General features: G+C 73.9%; 15 protein-coding genes. 5 read left to right on the top strand and 10 right to left on the bottom strand.

From position 1 onward, the window contains the following. Window positions 1-21: 21 nt before the first annotated feature. Together ACFCY1_RS17050 and ACFCY1_RS17045 are read right to left on the bottom strand one after the other, a co-directional pair. On the bottom strand, window positions 22-1,428 hold the full coding sequence (locus tag ACFCY1_RS17050; protein ID WP_375875053.1) for a nitrate/nitrite transporter: 1,407 nt from the start codon (window positions 1,426-1,428) through the stop codon (window positions 22-24). Window positions 1,429-1,488: 60 nt separating this feature from the next. Continuing rightward, window positions 1,489-2,721, bottom strand: a complete 1,233-nt coding sequence (locus ACFCY1_RS17045) for a M64 family metallopeptidase (protein ID WP_079271989.1) — start codon at window positions 2,719-2,721, stop codon at window positions 1,489-1,491. 365 nt (window positions 2,722-3,086) lie between these two features. Here ACFCY1_RS17045 and ACFCY1_RS17040 point away from each other — a divergent pair, with 365 nt between their 5' ends. From ACFCY1_RS17040 to ACFCY1_RS17030, 3 genes are all read left to right on the top strand, one after another. Continuing rightward, window positions 3,087-4,013 carry an LAETG motif-containing sortase-dependent surface protein gene (locus tag ACFCY1_RS17040; protein ID WP_375875052.1) on the top strand — a complete coding sequence of 309 codons (927 nt, stop codon included), beginning with the start codon at window positions 3,087-3,089 and terminating at the stop codon, window positions 4,011-4,013. A gap of 212 nt (window positions 4,014-4,225) precedes the next feature. Further along, on the top strand, window positions 4,226-5,152 hold the full coding sequence (locus ACFCY1_RS17035) for an LAETG motif-containing sortase-dependent surface protein (protein WP_375875051.1): 927 nt from the start codon (window positions 4,226-4,228) through the stop codon (window positions 5,150-5,152). Between the two features lie 212 nt (window positions 5,153-5,364). Continuing rightward, window positions 5,365-6,321, top strand: coding sequence for an LAETG motif-containing sortase-dependent surface protein (locus tag ACFCY1_RS17030; RefSeq protein WP_375875050.1), 957 nt, complete (start codon window positions 5,365-5,367; stop codon window positions 6,319-6,321). Window positions 6,322-6,402: 81 nt separating this feature from the next. Here ACFCY1_RS17030 and ACFCY1_RS17025 read toward each other — a convergent pair whose 3' ends face one another. Genes ACFCY1_RS17025 through pdhA form a run of 3 tightly spaced genes read right to left on the bottom strand, consistent with a single transcriptional unit; the run spans window position 6,403 to window position 9,995 of the window. Continuing rightward, a complete protein-coding gene (locus ACFCY1_RS17025) occupies window positions 6,403-7,851 on the bottom strand; it encodes a dihydrolipoamide acetyltransferase family protein (protein WP_375875049.1) in 1,449 nt (482 codons plus the stop codon). 15 nt (window positions 7,852-7,866) lie between these two features. Then, window positions 7,867-8,841 (bottom strand): alpha-ketoacid dehydrogenase subunit beta, encoded by a 975-nt coding sequence (locus ACFCY1_RS17020; RefSeq protein ID WP_049658928.1) that lies wholly within the window; start codon window positions 8,839-8,841, stop codon window positions 7,867-7,869. Then, a complete protein-coding gene (pdhA, locus tag ACFCY1_RS17015; protein ID WP_049658931.1) occupies window positions 8,841-9,995 on the bottom strand; it encodes a pyruvate dehydrogenase (acetyl-transferring) E1 component subunit alpha in 1,155 nt (384 codons plus the stop codon). Before pdhA ends, ACFCY1_RS17020 begins: the two co-directional genes overlap by 1 nt. A 426-nt stretch (window positions 9,996-10,421) precedes the next feature. On the opposite strand from pdhA, the gene ACFCY1_RS17010 reads away from it, so the two are divergent. Together ACFCY1_RS17010 and ACFCY1_RS17005 are read left to right on the top strand one after the other, a co-directional pair. After that, window positions 10,422-11,081 (top strand): response regulator transcription factor, encoded by a 660-nt coding sequence (locus ACFCY1_RS17010; protein WP_074001879.1) that lies wholly within the window; start codon window positions 10,422-10,424, stop codon window positions 11,079-11,081. A 64-nt stretch (window positions 11,082-11,145) separates the two neighbouring features. Further along, entirely contained in the window at window positions 11,146-12,246 is a 1,101-nt protein-coding gene (locus ACFCY1_RS17005) for a phosphotransferase (protein ID WP_234348650.1), read from the top strand. Between the two features lie 19 nt (window positions 12,247-12,265). On the opposite strand, the gene ACFCY1_RS17000 is transcribed toward ACFCY1_RS17005, so the two are convergent. The 5 genes from ACFCY1_RS17000 to ACFCY1_RS16980 form a co-directional block, all read right to left on the bottom strand. Then, window positions 12,266-13,984: a protein kinase gene (locus tag ACFCY1_RS17000; RefSeq protein WP_375875048.1), complete on the bottom strand. Its 1,719-nt coding sequence runs from the start codon at window positions 13,982-13,984 to the stop codon at window positions 12,266-12,268. A 112-nt stretch (window positions 13,985-14,096) separates the two neighbouring features. Continuing rightward, the gene (locus ACFCY1_RS16995) at window positions 14,097-15,530 is read right to left on the bottom strand and encodes a protein kinase (protein ID WP_375875047.1); all 1,434 of its coding nucleotides are present in this window, start codon (window positions 15,528-15,530) and stop codon (window positions 14,097-14,099) included. Window positions 15,531-15,832: 302 nt separating this feature from the next. Continuing rightward, window positions 15,833-16,447, bottom strand: a complete 615-nt coding sequence (locus tag ACFCY1_RS16990) for a bacterial proteasome activator family protein (protein WP_198959330.1) — start codon at window positions 16,445-16,447, stop codon at window positions 15,833-15,835. Between the two features lie 283 nt (window positions 16,448-16,730). Beyond that, window positions 16,731-17,531 carry a hypothetical protein gene (locus ACFCY1_RS16985; protein ID WP_375875046.1) on the bottom strand — a complete coding sequence of 267 codons (801 nt, stop codon included), beginning with the start codon at window positions 17,529-17,531 and terminating at the stop codon, window positions 16,731-16,733. 149 nt (window positions 17,532-17,680) lie between these two features. Continuing rightward, complete coding sequence (locus ACFCY1_RS16980) at window positions 17,681-18,658, bottom strand: NAD(P)H-quinone oxidoreductase (protein WP_049659602.1); 978 nt, start codon at window positions 18,656-18,658, stop codon at window positions 17,681-17,683. Window positions 18,659-18,670 lie beyond the last annotated feature (12 nt).

The following is an 18,670-nucleotide window of genomic DNA, read 5'->3' as shown; positions in this document are numbered from 1 at the left end:
CGGGGCCGGACGGCCCCGGGCTCAGCCCGCCGGCGCCGCGACCGCCTGCGCCGCGACCTTCCGGCGCAGCCGCAGGATCATCGCCGTGCCCACCGCCAGCGGGACGTACTGCCAGCAGAACGCCCAGCGGAAGGCGTCGGCCGAGTACCCGACGGCCCCGTCCGGGGAGAGCGCGTCCAGCAGCACGCCGATGCCGAAGAGGGTGATCATCGTGCCGATGAAGCCGCCCATGTTGACGATCCCGGAGGCGGTGCCGAGCCGCTCCGCGGGGTTGCGGGCGCGCGCGTAGTCGAGGCCGACCAGCGAGGCCGGGCCGTTGCTGCCCATCACCAGGATGATCCCGACCAGCAGCCAGGTCGGCGGGTGGCCGCCGGGCCAGGCCAGCACCAGCGCCCAGCCGAGCGCGGTGGTCACGACGACGGTCAGCACGATCGGCATCCGGGCCCGCGCCGAGGCGGAGAGCAGCCGGCCGAAGAGGAAGCCGAAGCTCATGTTGCTGAGCACCAGCAGGGTCAGCAGCCCGCCGGCCCCCGCCCGGGACATGCCCTGCGCCTGCACCAGGTAGGGCAGGCCCCAGAGCAGGCCGAAGGCGTTGCCGGGGAACTGGGTGGTGAAGTGGATCCAGAGCCCGAGCCGGGTGCCCGGCTCCCGCCAGCAGGCGAGGACCTGCTGGCCGACCTTCGGCCGCGCCCCGGGCGCCCCGCCCCTCCCGGCCTCCCCGGGCCGGGCGGCGGCCTCCTGCGGGGGCGTGTCCTTGAGGAAGAGCGCGACCAGCGCGAACACCGCCACGCCCAGCAGCGCGATCGCGGTGAAGGTGGGCGTCCAGCCCTCGCTGTGCAGCGCCTGGGCGAGCACCACGGTCGTGACCAGGTTGCCGCCCATCCCGGCCAGGCCGGTCAGCTGGGCGACGAACGGGTTCCGGGCCGCCGGGAACCACCGGGCGGCGATCCGCAGCACGCTGATGAAGGTCATCGCGTCGCCGCAGCCGAGCACCGCGCGGGAGGCCAGCGCGGGGCCGAAGGAGGAGCTGAACGCGAAGGCCAGCTGACCGGCGCTCAGCAGCAGGACGCCCAGCAGCAGCACCCGGCGCGGCCCGAACCGGTCGACCAGCAGGCCGACCGGGATCTGCATGGCCGCGTAGACCAGCACCTGGAGGATCGAGAAGGTGGAGAGCGCCGAGGCGCCGATGCCGAAGCGGTCGGCGGCGTCCAGTCCGGCCACGCCGAGGCTGGTGCGGTGGATGACGGCCAGGATGTAGACGCTGACGCCGACGGACCAGGCCAGCCAGGCCGCGCGGCCGCCGGGCGGCTCGAATACGGGTCCGGGCACCGGCGCTGACGCCGGCGCGGGGCCGGCCGGGGGCCCGGCGGCGGGTCGGGGAGCTGGGACGGACGGGGACGGGGCTGGACGGGCGGGCTCCACGGTCATAGTCCGACCAGATTAGTCATCCCATGATTGGACGCCCAGATCCGGGGCGCGCACCGCGCCTCAGCCGGTCAGCGTCCAGGACACCGAGCGGGTCATGTGGCGCTCCCGGAAGGCCTCGTCCCGCACCCAGTCGGTGGTGTCCTTGACGGTCGCCGTCACGGTGGCCGTCCGGCCCGGGGCCAGCTCCAGCGGGGCGGTGTCCAGCCAGGAGCCGTCGGGGGACTGCGGCGTCACCGGGACGCCGTTCACCTTCCACTCCACCTTCAGCTGCCGGGGGCCGGTCAGCGGCAGCGGCCGGACGTCGAGCCGCGGCCGCCCGGACACCTCGCCGGGGGCCGGCACCGGGGCGTCGGTCGGCCGGACCCTGCGGTACAGCTCCTCGATGATCGCCTCGCGCGAGGGCAGGTTGTACGCGCTGCCGAGGGTGCGCATCACCGAGTCCGGGGTGGGCCGGTAGAGGCCGTTGGCACTGCGGTACGCCCCGACCACCCCGGCCCCGTCCGGGGACTCGGCGCCCAGCCAGCGCCACCACTTGGTCTGCTTCCTGCGCATGTCGTCGGCGTTGAGGGTGGCGAGGTTCGGGTAGTCGGCGTCCTCCGGGGCGCTGTCGTACTCGTCGCCGAGGTCCCCCACGGTGTGCCCGATCTCGTGCTGGATGATCCGCCCGGCGTCCGGGCTGCCGCCCGCCAGGGTGGTCACCCCGGTGCCGCCGGCGCCGCCGTACTCGGTGGAGTTGGCCAGGGCTATCAGGTACTGCGGCCCGGCGCCGCCCCCCGCGTACCGGGCGGTGGCGGCCTCGTCGGCGCAGAGCAGCCGGGCGGTGCCCTCGCACCAGAAGTGCATGCCGAGCGGGGTGGCGGTCTTGCGCCCGCGACTCTCGGACTCCGCTATCCCGGAGACCGGGGAGACCACCTCGACCCGTCTGATGTTGAAGAAGCCCTGGTAGGTGCGGAAGGGCTCGATGTCCATCAGCGCGTGCCAGGCCTTGTCGGCCTGCTGCCGGAAGAGCTCCTGCTCGCCGGCCGTGTAGCCGTCGCCGAGCAGCACCAGGGTGATCCGGTTGGCCGGGTCCCCGGTGCGGCGTATGTCGACGGTGGGGGCGGCCGCGGGTATCCGCTGGTCGGCCTGGAGGGCCGCGTGCGGCGGCACCGCGCGGTCGGCGGCGGCCCCCGGCCCGATCACGCCGAACGGCGAGGGGCCGACCAGCTCCAGGGCGCCCGGGAGGGCGGCGGCGGACACCAGCACGAGTGCGGCCAGACTCCGGACGAGACGGCCAGGGTTGCCAGGCGGCATACGGGTGCGTCCTCCGGGTTCCGGTCACCCGGCGTCGCCCGGGTGGTGGAGCGGAGACGTACCCGGGCGGCCGGGACTCCCCTATCCGGCCGCGAAAAAGTCACCGACCTGGCCGAACGATCCGTACTTTCCGGATTATTCAGGTCATACCAACCATCACTCGGACGGTCTCCGAGGCCCGCCGAAGAACTCCGAAAAATTCTCGGAACCCACCTGCAACCCCTGACGGGGATGCGCGTCTATACGGATGAAGGCACGGAGAGCGAGACCGGCGGAGCCGGGGGGCGCTTCCGCTCGTGAAGCAGCGGGGCCGGTCGTCTTCGCCCACACACACCGTCAGACCCATGACCCTGGGGAGTCACGTCATGCGCACGTCCGTTATCACCCGTTTTGCGAAGAACGACCGCGCCTTCTCCGGCCGCCGCCGCATCGCCACCGTCGCCGCCACCGTCGTCCTCGCCGGCGGCGTCCAGTTCCTCGCCACCGACACCGCCTGGGCCTGCGGGGACCACCGGCTCAACGGCGCGTACGAGGCTCCGGCCAACGTGCCCGGACTGTCCCCGGACACCGCCATCGTCTCCGCCAAGTCCTCCGTGGTGGCGGACGGCAGCTGGAACGAGGTCTCCGTCAAGGTCACCAACAAGGCCGCCGAGGACGCCCACGGCATGGAGCCCTTCCTCGGCATCCACACCCCGGGCTCGGGCGCCGCGGCCCGCCTCAAGGACGTCAAGATCCAGTACGAGGACTACACCGGCGCCTGGAAGAACCTCCAGCTGCTCGACGGCTGCTCCCGCGTCGTCGACATCACCGGCTCCCAGCGCCAGCGGATGGCCGCCAACAGCTCGGCGACCTTCAAGTTCCGCTACTCGCTGGCCGCCGGCACCCCGGCCGGCGTGACCACGATCGACCTGCTGGCCTCGACCGAGATGGCCGGCTCCCAGGGCCCGGGCGACTCGGGCTTCAAGACGGTCAAGGTGACCCACCCCCAGGACACCGCCGGCACCAAGCCGACCACCCCGGCCAAGCCCAAGCCCACCCCCACCAAGGACACCAAGCCGGCCCCGGCCAAGCCCGCCGCCGAGCAGACCAAGGACACCACCCCCGCCGCCCCGGCCCCGAAGCCAACCACGCCCTCCGCCGCCCCGGCCACCACCGCCCCCGCCGGCACCCCCGAACTCGCCCAGACCGGCTCCTCCTCCACCAACACCTTCCTCGCCGCCTCCTCCGCCCTGCTCCTCGCCCTCGGGGCCGGCGCCCTGATCGCCGTGCGCCGCCTCCGCCGCCAGCACTGACCTGCGATCGTCAGGGCCGAGCGGGCCCCGGCGCCGACGGTCGAAAGATTCTCGGAACCCGCCTGCAACCCCCGGCGGGGATGCGCGTCCATACAGATGAAGGCACGGAGAGCGAGACCGGCGGAGCCGGGGGGCGCTTCCGCTCGTGAAGGAGCGGAGCCGGTCGTCTTCACCCACACACCACCAGCACGATGTCCCTGGGGAGTCACGTCATGCGCACGTCCGTTATCACCCGTTTCGCGAAGAACGACCGCGCCTTCTCCGGCCGCCGCCGCATCGCCACCCTCGCCGCCACCGTCGTCCTCGCCGGCGGCGTCCAGCTCCTCGCCACCGACACCGCCTGGGCCTGCGGGGCCCCCGACAAGGCCCCGGTCACCACCCCGGCGAAGCCGTCCGCCGCGGACGAGGAGGACCGGTCCGTCGAGTTGCACGGCCAGGGCACCAACGCCACCTTCCTCAAGGCCCCCGGCACGCTCACCGTCGGCGGCCCCAAGGCGGAGTTCGACGTCCAGTTCTTCAACGGGACCGGTGCCGACTACCACCGGATCTTCCCCGGCATCGCGTTCTTCAACACGAACGGGGCCACCCCGAAGCCCTCGCAGGTCACCGCCGAGGTCATGGCGAACGGCACCTGGCAGCGCGTGAAGCTGGCGAACGGCTGCGACCCGGCGATCGGCGGCTCCCTCCCGTCCGCGGGCGGGCCGCTCGCCGACGGCCACGCCGTCCGCTACCGCTTCCGGGTCGGGCTCTCCGCCGACGTGGCCAAGGGCATCGACGGGCTCCAGGTCACCGTCAAGCCCAGCGAGGGCCGGGGCGTGAGCACCGACGTCAAGGTGGTGCACCCGGCGGCGCCCGCCAAGCCGACCACCCCGGCCAAGCCCGCGCCCACCAAGGACACCAAGCCGGCCCCGGCCAAGCCCGCCGCCGAGCAGACCAAGGACACCGCCGCGGCCGCCCCGGCCCCGAAGCCGACCACCCCCTCCGCCGCCCCGGCCACCACCGCCCCCGCCGGCACCCCCGAACTCGCCCAGACCGGCTCCTCCTCCACCAACACCTTCCTCGCCGCCTCCTCCGCCCTCCTCCTCGCCCTCGGGGCCGGCGCCCTGATCGCCGTGCGCCGCCTCCGCCGCCAGCACTGACCTGCGATCGTCGGCGCCGAGCGGGCCCCGGCGCCGACGGTCGAAAGATTCTCGGAACCCGCCTGCAACCCCCGGCGGGGATGCGCGTCCATACAGATGAAGGCACGGAGAGCGAGACCGGCGGAGCCGGGGGGCGCTTCCGCTCGTGAAGGAGCGGAGCCGGTCGTCTTCACCCACACACCACCAGCACGATGTCCCTGGGGAGTCACGTCATGCGCACGTCCGCTATCACCCGTTTCGCGAAGAACGACCGCGCCTTCTCCGGCCGCCGCCGCATCGCCACCCTCGCCGCCACCGTCGTCCTCGCCGGCGGCGTCCAGCTCCTCACCACCGACACCGCCTGGGCCGCCGGGAACGGCGGCACCGCCGCCGCCGGCGCGCCCACCGCGACCGCTCGGCAGGCCACCGCGGACCACCACGGGTCGTACAAGGCCGGGTTCCACATGACCCCGGACGGCCAGACCATCATCGCGGGCGGCCCCAAGGTCGAGATCGGCGTCGCCGTCACCAACTTCACCGGCGCTCCCTACCAGAACGTCTCCGCGATGCTCGCGCTGTTCAACCCGAACTCCGGCACCGGCCTGCGGATCGAGGACCTGACGGTCGAGGTCGCCTCCGCCGGAGGCTGGAAGCCGGTCAAGCTGCGGCACTACGGCGACTCGACGCTGTTCACCGTCGAGTCCCCGGCGACGACCACCCCGCGCCTGGAGGACGGCCGGGCCGCGAACTTCATGTTCCGGGTGGGGCTCTCCGCGAAGGCGCCCAAGGACCTGACCGAGCTCGGGGTCGGCACCATCGCCAAGGCCCCCGGGTTCCCGGCCGACGGCACCGGCGACGCCAACCACACCTTCCAGGTAGCACGGTCCACCGCCCCCGGCACCAAGCCGACCACCCCGGCCAAGCCCAAGCCCACCCCCACCAAGGACGCCAAGCCGGCCCCGGCCAAGCCCGCCGCCGAGCAGACCAAGGACACCGCCCCCGCCACCCCGGCCCCGAAGCCGACCACGCCCTCCGCCGCCCCGGCCACCACCGCCCCCGCCGGCACCCCCGAACTCGCCCAGACCGGCTCCTCCTCCACCAACACCTTCCTCGCCGCCTCCTCCGCCCTGCTCCTCGCCCTCGGAGCGGGCGTCCTGATCGCCGTCCGTCGACTCCGTCCCCAGCGCTAGTCGAACGGGCGGTCACACCGAAGGGGCCCTCCTCCGCACGGCGGTGCGGAGGAGGGCCCCTTCTTCGGTGCTACCGGGCCGTCAGCCCCAGGTGATCAGGCGCTTCGGGCGCTCCAGCAGCGCGGCCACGTCGGCCAGCACCTTGGAGCCCAGCTCCCCGTCCACCAGGCGGTGGTCGAAGGAGAGCGCGAGCGTGGTCACCTGACGCGGGACCACCTTGCCCTTGTGCACCCACGGCAGTTCCCGGACCGCGCCGAAGGCCAGGATGGCGGCCTCGCCCGGGTTGAGGATCGGGGTGCCGGTGTCGACACCGAAGACGCCGACGTTGGTGATGGTGATCGTCCCGCCCTGCATGTCGGCCGGCGAGGTCTTGCCCTGACGGGCGGTCTCGACCAGCTCGCCGAGCGACGTGGCCAGCCCCGAGAGGGTCCTGGACCCGGCGTCCTTGATGTTCGGGACGATCAGGCCGCGCGGGGTGGCCGCGGCGATGCCGAGGTTCACCTGGCCCTTGAGGACGATCTCCTGGGCCGCCTCGTCCCACTGGGCGTTGATCCCGGGGTGCCGCTTGATCGCGGTGAGCAGCGCCTTGGCGACGATCAGCAGCGGGCTGACCCGGACGTCCCGGCCCAGCTCGCCGCTCTCCTTGAGCCGGCGGACGAACTTCATCGTGCGGGTCACGTCGACCTGCACGAACTCGGTGACGTGCGGGGCGGTGAAGGCCGAGGCCACCATCGCCTGCGCGGTCGCCTTGCGGACGCCCTTGATCGGCACCCGGACGTCGCCCGCGCCGGACACCGGCGCCTGCGGCGCGGCCGGCTCGGCCACGGCGGTCTCGGCCACCGGCGCCACCGGGGCCGCCGAAGCGGCCTGGGCGGCGGCGTGGGCGTGCACGTCCTCGCGGGTGATCACGCCGTCCCGGCCGGTCGGGGTGACCGCGCGCAGGTCGACGCCGAGGTCCTTGGCCAGCTTGCGCACCGGCGGCTTGGCCAACGGCCGCTCCCCGGCCGGTACTTCGGCGGCCGGGGCCGCGGGCGCCGGTGCGGCGACCGGGGCCGGGGCGGCGGCCGGGGCCGGGGCGGCGGCCGGAGCCGGCCTGGTCGCGGCGACCTTGGTGGTGGTCGTCCGCCGGGCCCGGCGCTGGCTGCCGCCGGTGCGCGGGCCGTACCCGACCAGCACCTCGCGCCGCTCGGGCTCGGGCTCCTCGGCGGGAGCCGGAACCGGCGCCTGGGCCGGTGCCGCGGCGGTGGCGGCCGGAGCCGCGGCACCCGCCTCCCCGGCGACCGCGATCGAGATGATCACGGTGCCGACGTCGACCGTCGCGCCCTCGGGGAAGTGCAGCGTCTCGACCACCCCGTTGAACGGGATGGGCAGCTCCACGGCCGCCTTGGCGGTCTCCACCTCGCAGACGACCTGCCCGTCGGTGACGGTGTCACCGGGCTTGACGTACCAGCTGAGGATCTCGGCCTCGGTGAGGCCCTCGCCCACATCGGGCATCTTGAACTCGCGGAGCGAGCGAACTTCGGTGGTCATCTTCGCTCCCCGGAGTCAGTACGCGAGCGCGCGGTCGACGGCGTCGAGCACGCGGTCCAGGTCGGGGAGGAAGGCCTCCTCGACCCGGGACGGCGGGTACGGCGCGTGGTAGCCGCCGACCCGCAGCACGGGTGCCTCCAGGTGGTAGAAGCACTTCTCGGTGAGCCGGGCGGCCAGTTCGGCGCCCATGCCCAGGAAGACCGGTGCCTCGTGCACCACGACGGCCCGACCGGTGCGCTTGACCGACGCCTCCAGGGCGGCGAAGTCCACCGGGGAGAGCGAGCGCAGGTCGACGACCTCCAGCCGGCGGCCGTCCTCCTCGGCGGCCGCGGCGGCCTCCAGGCAGACCTTGACCATCGGCCCGTACGCGATCAGCGTCAGGTCGGTGCCGGGCCGGACGACCCGGGCCTCGTGCAGGCCCAGGTCGGCGGCGTCGCCGACCTCGCCCTTGTCCCAGTAGCGGCGCTTGGGCTCCAGGAAGACGACCGGGTCGTCGGACTCGATCGACTGCCGCAGCATCCAGTGCGCGTCGTGCGCGCTGGACGGGGTGACCACGCGCAGACCGGCGGTGTGCGCGAAGTACGCCTCGTGCGACTCGCTGTGGTGCTCGACCGCGCCGATGCCGCCCGCGTAGGGGATGCGGATGGTGACCGGCATCTTGACGTGCCCGAGCGCGCGGGCGTGCATCTTCGCCAGCTGGGAGACGATCTGGTCGAAGGCCGGGTAGACGAAGCCGTCGAACTGGATCTCCACCACCGGGCGGTAGCCGCGCAGCGCCAGGCCGATCGCGGTGCCGACGATGCCGGACTCGGCCAGCGGGGAGTCGATCACCCGGTCCTCGCCGAAGTCCTTCTGCAGGCCGTCGGTGATCCGGAAGACGCCGCCGAGCTTGCCGATGTCCTCGCCCATGAGGAGGGTCTTCGGGTCGTTCTCCAGCGACTTGCGCAGCGCTCCGTTCAGCGCCTTGGCGATGCTCAGCTGACCGGCCATCAGTGGGTCTCCCCCGCCTCGAAGGAGGCCGCGTACTCGACGTACTCGGCCCGTTCCTCATCGACCAGCGTGTGCGGCTCGCTGTACACGTGGTCGAAGATCAGGGTCGGGTCCGGGTCCGGCATGCCGCGCACGCCCTCGCGCACCCGCAGCCCCAGCTGCTCGCTCTCGGCGTCGACGGCGGCGAAGAACTCCTCGTCGGCCAGGCCCTCCTTCTCCAGGTGGGCGCGGAGCCGGGAGATCGGGTCCTTGGCCTTCCAGGCCTCGGTCTCCTCGGTGTGCCGGTAGCGGGTGGGGTCGTCGGAGGTGGTGTGGGCGCCCATCCGGTAGGTGAACGCCTCGATCAGCACCGGGCCGTTGCCGTTGCGGGCGTGGTCGAGCGCCCAGCGGGTGACCGCGAGGCAGGCCAGCACGTCGTTGCCGTCGACCCGCACGCCGGGGAAGCCGAAGCCGGAGGCGCGGCGGTACAGCGGGATCTTGGTCTGGGTGGTGGTGGGCTCGGAGATCGCCCACTGGTTGTTCTGGCAGAAGAAGACCACCGGCGCGTTGTAGACCGAGGCGAAGGTGAAGGCCTCGTTGACGTCGCCCTGGCTGGAGGCGCCGTCGCCGAAGTACGCGATGACCGCGTCGTCGGCGCCGTCCTTGGTGATGCCCATCGCGTACCCGGTGGCGTGCAGGGTCTGCGCGCCGATCACGATGGTGTACAGGTGGAAGTTCTTCTCGTTCGGGTCCCAGCCGCCGTGGTTCACGCCGCGGAACATGCCGAGCAGGTTCAGCGGGTCGACGTCGCGGCACCAGGCCACGCCGTGCTCGCGGTAGGTGGGGAAGGCGTAGTCGCCGGGGCGCATGGCGCGGCCGGAGCCGACCTGGGCGGCCTCCTGGCCGAGCAGCGAGGCCCACAGGCCCAGCTCGCCCTGGCGCTGGAGCGCGGTGGCCTCGCCGTCGAACCGGCGCACCAGCACCAGGTCGCGGTAGAGGGCGCGCAGCTCCTCGGGAGTGGTGGTGAGGGGGTAGTCCGGGTGCTCGACCCGCTCGCCTTCCGGCGTGAGCAGCTGGACGAGCTCCGGCTGGGCGTCCTTGCCCGTGGCGCGGAGGGTGTCAGGGACGCCGGGGGCCGCCTTCTTGCGGGCCCTCGCCGTGCTTTTGACGGTCACGTTCACTCCTCGGTCTGTCCGGCCGCCCGGGGTCGCCGGTGACCGGTCCGGTCACCGCCTCGCGGGGCGCGCGTGGGTGTGCGCTCCCACTGCGGGGCAGGTGGTGATCCTGTTCCGACGGCGTCCCTCACGAGAACGTTACCCAGCGTCCGCCCTCGACGCGCTTGCGCTAGGACGTCCTACTTGTTCAGGGCCTACAACCCCGAGGGTGCCGCGTTCGGCTCGCCGTCGGAAGGGTGGGGGTGACGGTCGGCGTGACGCAGCTCTCAATTCGAGCGCCTTCAGGACACCAGCGCACGTTATCCGGGCAGACGCCCGTACGTAAGGGGGTTCTCGGTATCGGTTTCGGACGGCTGTGGCCGGATCGCGTTGGTATGGAGGTCCGGGCGATAGGTCTTTCGTACGGTGTTATGGGAGGCTTTGGACGTGACTGATAACGGACAAATCAGGGTATTCCTGCTCGACGATCACGAGGTCGTCCGGCGGGGCGTGCACGATCTGCTCTCGGTCGAGGACGACATCGAGGTCGTCGGCGAGGCCGGCACGGCCGCCGAGGCGCTCACCCGGATCCCCGCGGTCCACCCGGACGTGGCGGTGCTCGACGTCCGGCTGCCGGACGGCAACGGGGTCGAGGTCTGCCGCGAGATCCGGTCCAAGCTGCCGGAGATCAAGTGCCTGATGCTCACCTCGTTCTCGGACGACGAGGCGCTGTTCGACTCGATCATGGCCGGCGCCTCCGGCTACGTGCTGAAGGCGATCCGCGGCACCGACCTGATCACCGCCGTCCGGGACGTCGCGGCCGGCCGCTCGCTGCTCGACCCGGTCGCCACCAGCAGGGTGCTCGCCCGGCTGCGCGACGGCGGGGAGAAGGAGGACGAACGGCTCGCCCAACTCACCAAGCAGGAACGGCGGATCCTCGATCTGATCGGCGAAGGTATGACAAATCGTCAGATCGGCAACGAGTTGCACCTGGCGGAGAAGACGGTGAAGAACTACGTCTCCAGTCTGCTCGCCAAGATGGGCATGGAGCGGCGCACCCAGGCGGCCGCCTTCGTGGCGCGGCACCAGGCCGACCACCAGTACTGATCCGGCCCTTCACAGAACTGACGGTTTGTCAAGGGCCCCCACAAGGGGGCCATAACCTCTGCACGTGACTTTCAGCCAGACCCTCGCCTGCGCACCGGCCCGCCCCGATCTCTCCGCACCACCGATGGGGACCCTCAGTCCCCCCGTCCCGGGGGGTGCGCTCGCCGAGGTCCTGGCCCGCTACCGGGTCGGACGGCCGCTGACCACCGAACCCGTCGCCGAGGGCCTGTTGAACCGGGGGTACCTGGTCACCACCGAGGCCGGTCCGTACTTCCTGAAGTGCTACGTCGACTCCGCCACCGCCAGCCGTCCGAAGATCCTCGCCCACCACCGCGCGATGGCCGCGCTGAACACCCTCGGCCTGCCCGTCGCACCCCCGCTGGCCTGCGCCGAACGGTCCGGCACGGTGGCCGCCTGGGGCGGCCGGCTGTTCGCCCTGTTCCCCTGGGTCGAGGGCCGGCACCGGCACGGCGACGAGCTCGACCCGTCGCAGTGCGACGCGCTCGGCACGCTGCTCGGCCGGCTGCACGGCGCGCTCGACGACGTCTGCGCCCCCCTCGAACAACCCGCCGGGTACCGGAGCGCCGACCCCGTCGACAGCGCCGCACTCGCCCGCGACCTGCGGCGCCGCGCCCGGGAGCACCAGCCGGCCGGGGAGTTGGACGCCCTCGTGGTGGAACGGCTCACGGAACGGCTGGAACTGCTCGCCGAGCACGCCCACCGCCGCCCCGCCCCGGAGGCCGCGCCGCCCACCGGCTGGACCCACGGCGACTTCCACGGCCTCAACCTGCTGTACGAGGACGACCCGCGGGGCGGCCGGGTGGCGGCCGTCCTGGACTGGGACAAGCTCGGCCCGCAGCCACGCGCCGAGGAGGCGGTCCGGGCCGCCACGCTGCTCTTCAACGACCGCTCGTCCGGCGCCCTCGACCTGGTCCGGGTCCGCCGCTACTCCCAGGCCTACCGGGCCTCCGGGGCGGCCACCGCCGAGCACCTGGCCGCCGCCGTCCACCGGGTCTGGTGGGAGCGGCTGAACGACTTCTGGATGCTGCAGTGGCGCTACCAGCGGGCCGACCACCGGGCCGACCCGCTCTACCCCGCCTCCGCGGGCCAGCTGGCGTGGTGGTGCCAGGAGTACGAGCAGGTCCTGGACGCCTTCGCCAACTGACCCGCCGCCGCCGACCGGGTCAGGGGGTCGGCGGCACGACCGGGATGGACGGCTTCGGGTCCGTCGGCGGCTTCGGCGACCCGGTGCCGGGGCCCGCGGTCTGCGGCGGCGCCGTCGTGGCCGGCGCCGTCGTCGCGGGCGCCGTCCCGGTCGGCGTGTGGCTGGCCGTCCCGGTCGGCGTCGGGGTCGGGGTGTGCTTGCCCGTGTTCGGCGACGGCGACATGTTGTTGCCGCTGTTCCCGTTGTTGTTCCCGTTGTTGTTGCCGGGGTCGGTCGGCTGCTGCGGCTTCTTGCTGCCGGAGGCCGAGGCCGGCGGGGTCGCCAGGCCGCTCTGGGACGGGGGCGCGGTCGTCTCGGTGTTGGTGGCCGCCGGGGGCTGCGGCGAGATGTCCGAGTGGCCGGCGGGCTCGCTGCCGCTGAGCGCGAACGCGATGCCCGCACCGGCCGCGACCAGCACGGCGATCGCACCGGCCACCCAGGCCCAGGGCCCGCGCCGCCGGCCGGGGCCCTCGTCGTCCCCGCCCGCGCCGGGGCCGCCGCCGTACGGGCCGCCGGCCGCCGGGTAGGGCGAGGAGGGGGTGTGCGGGCCGCCCGTCGAGTACGGCAGCACGGAGGTCTGGTCGGCCGGGCCCACCGCGCCGAAGGCCGCGGTGGCCGCGGCCTGGTCCGGCCGGAGCACCTGGGTCGCGCCGGTGTCGACCGCGGCCCCGCCGGCCCAGGCGGCCCCGCCCGCGCCGTGCATCTCGCGCAGCGCGTGCTGCACGTGGGCGCGGAACTCGTCGGCGTCCTGGAAGCGGTCGTCCGGGTTCTTGGCGAGCGAGCGCAGCACCAGCGCGTCGAGGCCGGCCGGCACCCGGCCGTTGGCCTGCGAGGGCGGCACCGGCGGGTCCTGGACGTGCTGGTAGACCACCGACAGCGGGGTGTCGCCGGTGAACGGCGGTCGCACCGTGAGCAGTTCGTAGAGCATGCAGCCGGCCGCGTACAGGTCCGAGCGGTGGTCGACCGGCTTGCCGAGCGCCTGCTCGGGCGAGAGGTACTGCGGGGTGCCCATGACCATGCCGGTCTGGGTCATCGTGGTGGCCCCGCCGGTCAGCGCCCGGGCGATGCCGAAGTCCATCACCTTGACCGCGCCGGCGTTGGTGATGCTCACGTTGGCGGGCTTGATGTCGCGGTGGACGATGCCGCTGCGGTGGCTGTAGGCGAGCGCCTCCAGCACCCCGGCGATGATGATCAGCGCCTGGTCGACCGGCGGCGCCTCCTCGTCCGCCAGCAGCTCGCGGACGGTGCGGCCCTCGACCAGCTCCATCACGATGTACGGCGTGGACTCGTCCCCGTCGTACTCCTCGCCGGTGTCGTAGACCGCGACGATCGAGTGGTGGTTGAGCGCCGCGACGGCGTGTGCCTCGCGGGTGAAGCGCAGCCGGGCGACGTCGTCCTGGGCCAGCTCGCCACGCAGCAGCTTGACCGCGACGGTGCGGCCGAGCCGCACGTCCTCGGCGGCGAACACCTCGGCCATGCCGCCGCGCCCGAGCCGGTAGGTCAGCCGGTAACGGCCGTCCCCGACGGTGCTCAGCGGCACGGCGGTGCCGCGGCCCGGGGTGTGCGGGCCGCCCGTGGCGACCGGCGGCAGCGCCGAGGTCGGGGCCTCGCCGCCGGGCTCGGGAATCCTCGGGGTTCCGCCGGTCCGGCCGACCGCCCGGACACCCGCGTCGTCGTCCGGCTGCTGCGTCTGTGCCATCGCTCCTCGCCCCGGGCGTTCGCTCGGATCGCGGTGCCCTGTCGCTTACGTATCCCCGAACGCTACCGCCTCCGGCGGACGACCGTGGTACCCCCGAACCTGCCGGAAACCGTCAGAGCAGGCCATTCCGGTCGGCCGGGAGGTCGAGGACCAGCACGTCGGCGGGACGGTCCGCGTGGCTGAACTTGCCGCCCGTCTTCTCGTCCGCCTTGTTGACCACGATCGCGATGATGATGCCCGCGAGCACCAGCACGCCGACGATGATCCCGATCACGACCACGGCCGTCGAGCAGCCGCCGCCGCTGGTGGGCGCCTTCGGCTGCTGGTACGGCGGCATCGGCTGCGGCGGCGGGGTGTGCGCCCCCTGCTGGAGGTACTGCGGGTGCGGCGTGTGCGGGGCCTGCGGCCTCGGGGTCTGGTAGGCGGGCGGCGGGGTCTGGTACTGCTGCCCGCCCTGCTGGAGGTACTGCGGGTGCGGGGTGTGCGGGGCCTGCGGCTGCGGCGTCTGGTAGGCGGGCGGCGGCGTCCGGTACTGCTGGGCCCCCTGCTGGAGGTACTGCGGCTGGGGCGTCTGCGGGGCCTGCGGAGCGGCGTGCACCGAGCGCGGGCCCTCGTTGATCACCAGCGGGGTGCTGGCCTGCAGCCGGTGCCCGTTGTCGCCGCCCTTGGCGGCCGCGATCAGCCGCTCCGCCTCGTCCCGCATCGCCGCCGCGCTCTGGAACCGGTGCGCCGGGTCCTTGCGCAGCGCCTGGGCGACGAAGGCGTCCACCTCGGGCGTGATCGAGCGGTTGAGGGTGGAGGGGGCCGGCGGCTCCTCCTGGACGTGCTTGTAGGCGATCGAGAACGCCGAGTCCCCGTCGAAGACCAGCTGCCCGGTGATCATCTCGAAGAGCATCACGCCGACCGAGTAGAGGTCGGAGCGGGCGTCCACCGGCTTGCCGAGCGCCTGCTCGGGCGAGAGGTACTGCGGGGTGCCGACCACCATGCCGGTCTGCGTCATCGACGTGACGCCGGATTCCAGCGCACGGGCGATGCCGAAGTCCATGACCTTGACGTTGCCCTTGCGGTCGAACATGACGTTGCCGGGCTTGATGTCGCGGTGCACCAGGCCCATGTCGTGCGAGGCCTCCAGCGCGTTCAGCACGCCGACGGTGACCTTCAGGGCCTCCTCGGCCGGCATCGCGCCGTACTGGCCGACCGCCTCGTTGATCGCCTCGCGCAGGCCGTTGCCGTCGATCAGCTGCATCACGATGTACGGCGTGCTGGAGCCGTCCGGGGCGATGTCCTCGCCGCTGTCGTACACGGTGACGATGTTCGGGTGCTCCAGCCGGGCCACCGCCTGGGCCTCGCGGCGGAACCGCTCCTTGAACGAGTCGTCCCGGCCCAGCTCGCTGTGCATGCTCTTCAGCGCGACCTGCCGGTCCAGCACGCGGTCGTGGGCGAGGTGCACGGAGGCCATGCCGCCCTCGCCCAGCAGCCGCTGCAGCACATAGCGGCCGTTGCCCAGGGAGAAGCCCTCGACCGCCGCGTTGCCGTGCTCGCTCATGGTCCTCTGCTCCCCCTCGGCGCGGCCGTGCTCGCCGCAACCTGACGTTCGGTCTCGTCCGTGCGTGGTGGGCCCGGCCCGCTGGCCTGGCGGGCCCCTGCCGCGGCGGTTCCACCGGCCGGCGACAGGGGCCAGGGTATCGGCTCGCGCCGACGGTGATCGGTCCAGGGCCGGGGCCGGTCCCGGCCCGGGGGCCGCCCGGCCCGGCGGCCCGGGGCCGGGGAGGATCGTCGTGGTACGTCCGGTCCGACCGCGGTCCGGGCGGCCCGGACGCGCCTACCGGCGGGTACCGCCGGGTGCGGCTACAGGTAGGGGCCGGAGCGGATGCCGCGGCCCTGGCCCGGCTCGTCCTCGTCCGGCTCGCCGCTGTGCAGCCCGGGCGGCAGCGCCCGCCGCATCTGCTCCAGCTGCGCCCGCGCCGCCATCTGCTGCGCGAACAGGGCGGTCTGGATGCCGTGGAACAGGCCCTCCAGCCAGCCGACCAGCTGGGCCTGGGCGATCCGCAGCTCGGCCTCGGTCGGGATGGTGTCGTCGGTGAACGGCAGCGACAGCCGCTCCAGCTCGGCGACCAGCTCCGGGGCCAGCCCCAGTTCGAGCTCCTTGATCGAGCTCGCGTGGATGTCCTTCAGCCGGACCCGGCTCGCCTCGTCGAGAGGCGCCGCCCGGACCTCCTCCAACAGCTGCTTGATCATGCTGCCGATGCGCATGACCTTGGCGGGCTGCTCGACCATCTCGGTCACCGGGAGCTCGCGCGGCACGTCGCCCTCGTCGTCCCCGTCCCCAGCCGCACCGGCGAACCCCTGGCCCACGGGCAGCCCGTCCGGTCCGACGATCAGCACCTTCTGGCCGTCCTGCGACTGCCCGCCGCCGGCCCGGAAGGGCTCCTGCGACGGGCGCTCGTTCATCGGATTCGTCATGAACAACATTCTCTCTCACTGGGGTTGGTCGGGCGGAAGCCCCCGGTCGTCCCGCCGTCCTGCGCCACCCGTGACGACGCTACGCCTCCGGACGCCCTGCGGGAATCCGTACGGATACTCAGTTCCCGCACCCGGTCCGCCGACCGGCCACCGGCCGCCCGGCGACGGCACCCCGGCCCCGCGCACGGCGGTCCGCCGCTCCGTGGCCGCCGAAACCCCGGGCCCGCTCCGGGCGCGCCGCGCCCCCAGCCCTTGCACTACCGCAGCCCCGGCCCTGCGAGGCTCAGTCCTTGCGCAGCCGCAGGCCGACCAGTCCCAGGCCGCAGCCGATCAGGCCCAGGCCGACGCCCAGCGGGAGCTGGGTGGTGGAGGCGTCCTGCCAGCGGGCGGGGAAGAGCGTGGGCACCCCGGCCACGGCCGCGACCGGCTGTCCGGCGACCGCCTCGGCCGTGTTCGCCGCGGCCGGGTCCGGGACGGCGGCCGCGCCGGGGGCCTCGGCCTCCGCGGCGTCCCCGTCCGCCTCCGGCTGCTCGGCCCCGACGGCCTGGTCCGGGGCCTCTTCCGGGGTCTGCTCGGCAGCCTGGTCGGGAGCCTGCTCCGGGGCCTGCTCGACGGCCTGCTCGACGGCCTGGTCGGCGGCCTGGTCCGGCAGCTGCTCGGGGGCCTGGTCGGGAGCCTGCTCCACGGCGGCGTCGGAGCGCTCGGGCAGCGAGGCCAGGTGGTGCCGGTGGGCCTGCGGGGCGTTGCCGGCCGGGTGCGGACGCGGCAGCGGTCGCCGCGGCGGCGCGGCCACCGGCCCGGGGACGCCCGGTTCGTCGTCGGCTTCGTCGTCCTGCTCGGCGGCCGGCCCACCGCCCGGCTCGGCACGCGTCCCCGCGTCCGGCGAGGGATACGCCGCCGGCAGGGGGAGCGCCCCCGGCGAGGGCAGCGCCACCGCCGCCGAGGCGGCGGCCAGCGGGAGCGTGAGCCCCAGCACGGCCGCCGCGAACAGCCGCTGGGCGCGGCCCGGAGAACGGCGGGACGGACGACGGTGGTGCGGCGCGACGGGCAGCGGCCCGAGGGATGCGTGCGGAGATGCGGCCACGGTCGGAGTCCTTCCGACGGCCGACGGCGCCCGGGGGCGGGATCGGCGGCGGGACTGCTCCGGACCAGATTCGCACGCGCCCGCCGTTACGGCATTTCGGGCAATTCACACCCGTCCGGCCGCCGCCCCGCCACCGGGGTCCCCCGTGCTCAGGCCCGCAGCACGACCTTCCCGACCTGCTCCCCGCGCTCCAGCACCCGGTGCGCCTCGGCCACCTCGGCCAGCGGCAGCACCCGGTCCACCACCGGCTTCACCACCCCGGACTCGACCAGCGGCCACACGTGCTCCCGCACCGCCGCCACGATCGCCGCCTTCTCCGCCAGCGGCCGCCCGCGCAGGTTGGTGGCGATCACCGCCCCGCGTTTGCGCAGCAGCGTGTTGAGGTCGAGCTCGCCCTTCACCCCGCCCTGGAGTCCGATGATCACCAGCCGCCCGTTGACCGCCAGCGCGTCCACGTTCCGCTGGAGGTACTTGGCGCCCATGATGTCCAGGATCACGTCCGCCCCGGCCCCGTCGGTCGCCTCCCGGAGCACCTCGACGAAGTCCTGCTCGCGGTAGTCGATCAGGATGTCCGCGCCCAGCTCGGCGCAGCGCGCCAGCTTCTCCGGGCCGCCCGCGGTGACCGCGACCCGGGCGCCGACCGCCTTGGCCAGCTGGATCGCCATCGTCCCGATCCCGCTCGCGCCGCCGTGCAGCAGCACCGTCTCGCCGGGCCGCAGGTGCGCGGTGAGGAAGACGTTGGACCACACCGTGCAGGCGACCTCGGGCAGTGCCGCGGCCTGCTCGGCGGACAGCCCCGCGGGCAGCGGCAGCAGCTGCCCGGTCGGCACCGCGACCCGCTGCGCGTAGCCGCCGCCGGCCAGCAGAGCGCACACCTCGTCGCCGACCGCCCAGCCGGCCACCCCGGGCCCGAGCGCGACGATCCGCCCGGCGCACTCCAGCCCCGGGTAGGGCGGGGCGCCGGGCGGCGGGTTGTAGAAGCCCTGCCGCTGGAGCAGGTCGGCGCGGTTGACGGCGGTGGCCGCCACCTCGACCAGGACCTCGCCCTCGGCGGGGACCGGGTCGGGCACCTCGGCCCAGACCAGTGCCTCGGGACCGCCGGGTACGGGAATCGTCATCGCATGCATGCCCCGAACCTA

It is taken from the genome of Kitasatospora sp. NPDC056273, assembly GCF_042268845.1.
GTDB lineage: Bacteria > Actinomycetota > Actinomycetes > Streptomycetales > Streptomycetaceae > Kitasatospora.
Note: the sequence above shows the minus strand (reverse complement) of the source record. Positions and strands in the feature narration are given on the sequence as shown.

Coding starts and splice junctions, on each gene's coding strand:
- ACFCY1_RS17040 (WP_375875052.1), top strand. CDS start 3,087: ATGCGCACGTCCGTTATCACCCGTTTTGCGAAGAACGACCGCGCCTTC.
- ACFCY1_RS17050 (WP_375875053.1), bottom strand. CDS start 1,428: ATGACCGTGGAGCCCGCCCGTCCAGCCCCGTCCCCGTCCGTCCCAGCT.
- ACFCY1_RS16990 (WP_198959330.1), bottom strand. CDS start 16,447: ATGACGAATCCGATGAACGAGCGCCCGTCGCAGGAGCCCTTCCGGGCC.
- ACFCY1_RS17035 (WP_375875051.1), top strand. CDS start 4,226: ATGCGCACGTCCGTTATCACCCGTTTCGCGAAGAACGACCGCGCCTTC.
- ACFCY1_RS17045 (WP_079271989.1), bottom strand. CDS start 2,721: ATGCCGCCTGGCAACCCTGGCCGTCTCGTCCGGAGTCTGGCCGCACTC.
- ACFCY1_RS17025 (WP_375875049.1), bottom strand. CDS start 7,851: ATGACCACCGAAGTTCGCTCGCTCCGCGAGTTCAAGATGCCCGATGTG.
- ACFCY1_RS17000 (WP_375875048.1), bottom strand. CDS start 13,984: ATGGCACAGACGCAGCAGCCGGACGACGACGCGGGTGTCCGGGCGGTC.
- ACFCY1_RS17020 (WP_049658928.1), bottom strand. CDS start 8,841: ATGGCCGGTCAGCTGAGCATCGCCAAGGCGCTGAACGGAGCGCTGCGC.
- ACFCY1_RS16980 (WP_049659602.1), bottom strand. CDS start 18,658: ATGCATGCGATGACGATTCCCGTACCCGGCGGTCCCGAGGCACTGGTC.
- ACFCY1_RS17030 (WP_375875050.1), top strand. CDS start 5,365: ATGCGCACGTCCGCTATCACCCGTTTCGCGAAGAACGACCGCGCCTTC.
- ACFCY1_RS16995 (WP_375875047.1), bottom strand. CDS start 15,530: ATGAGCGAGCACGGCAACGCGGCGGTCGAGGGCTTCTCCCTGGGCAAC.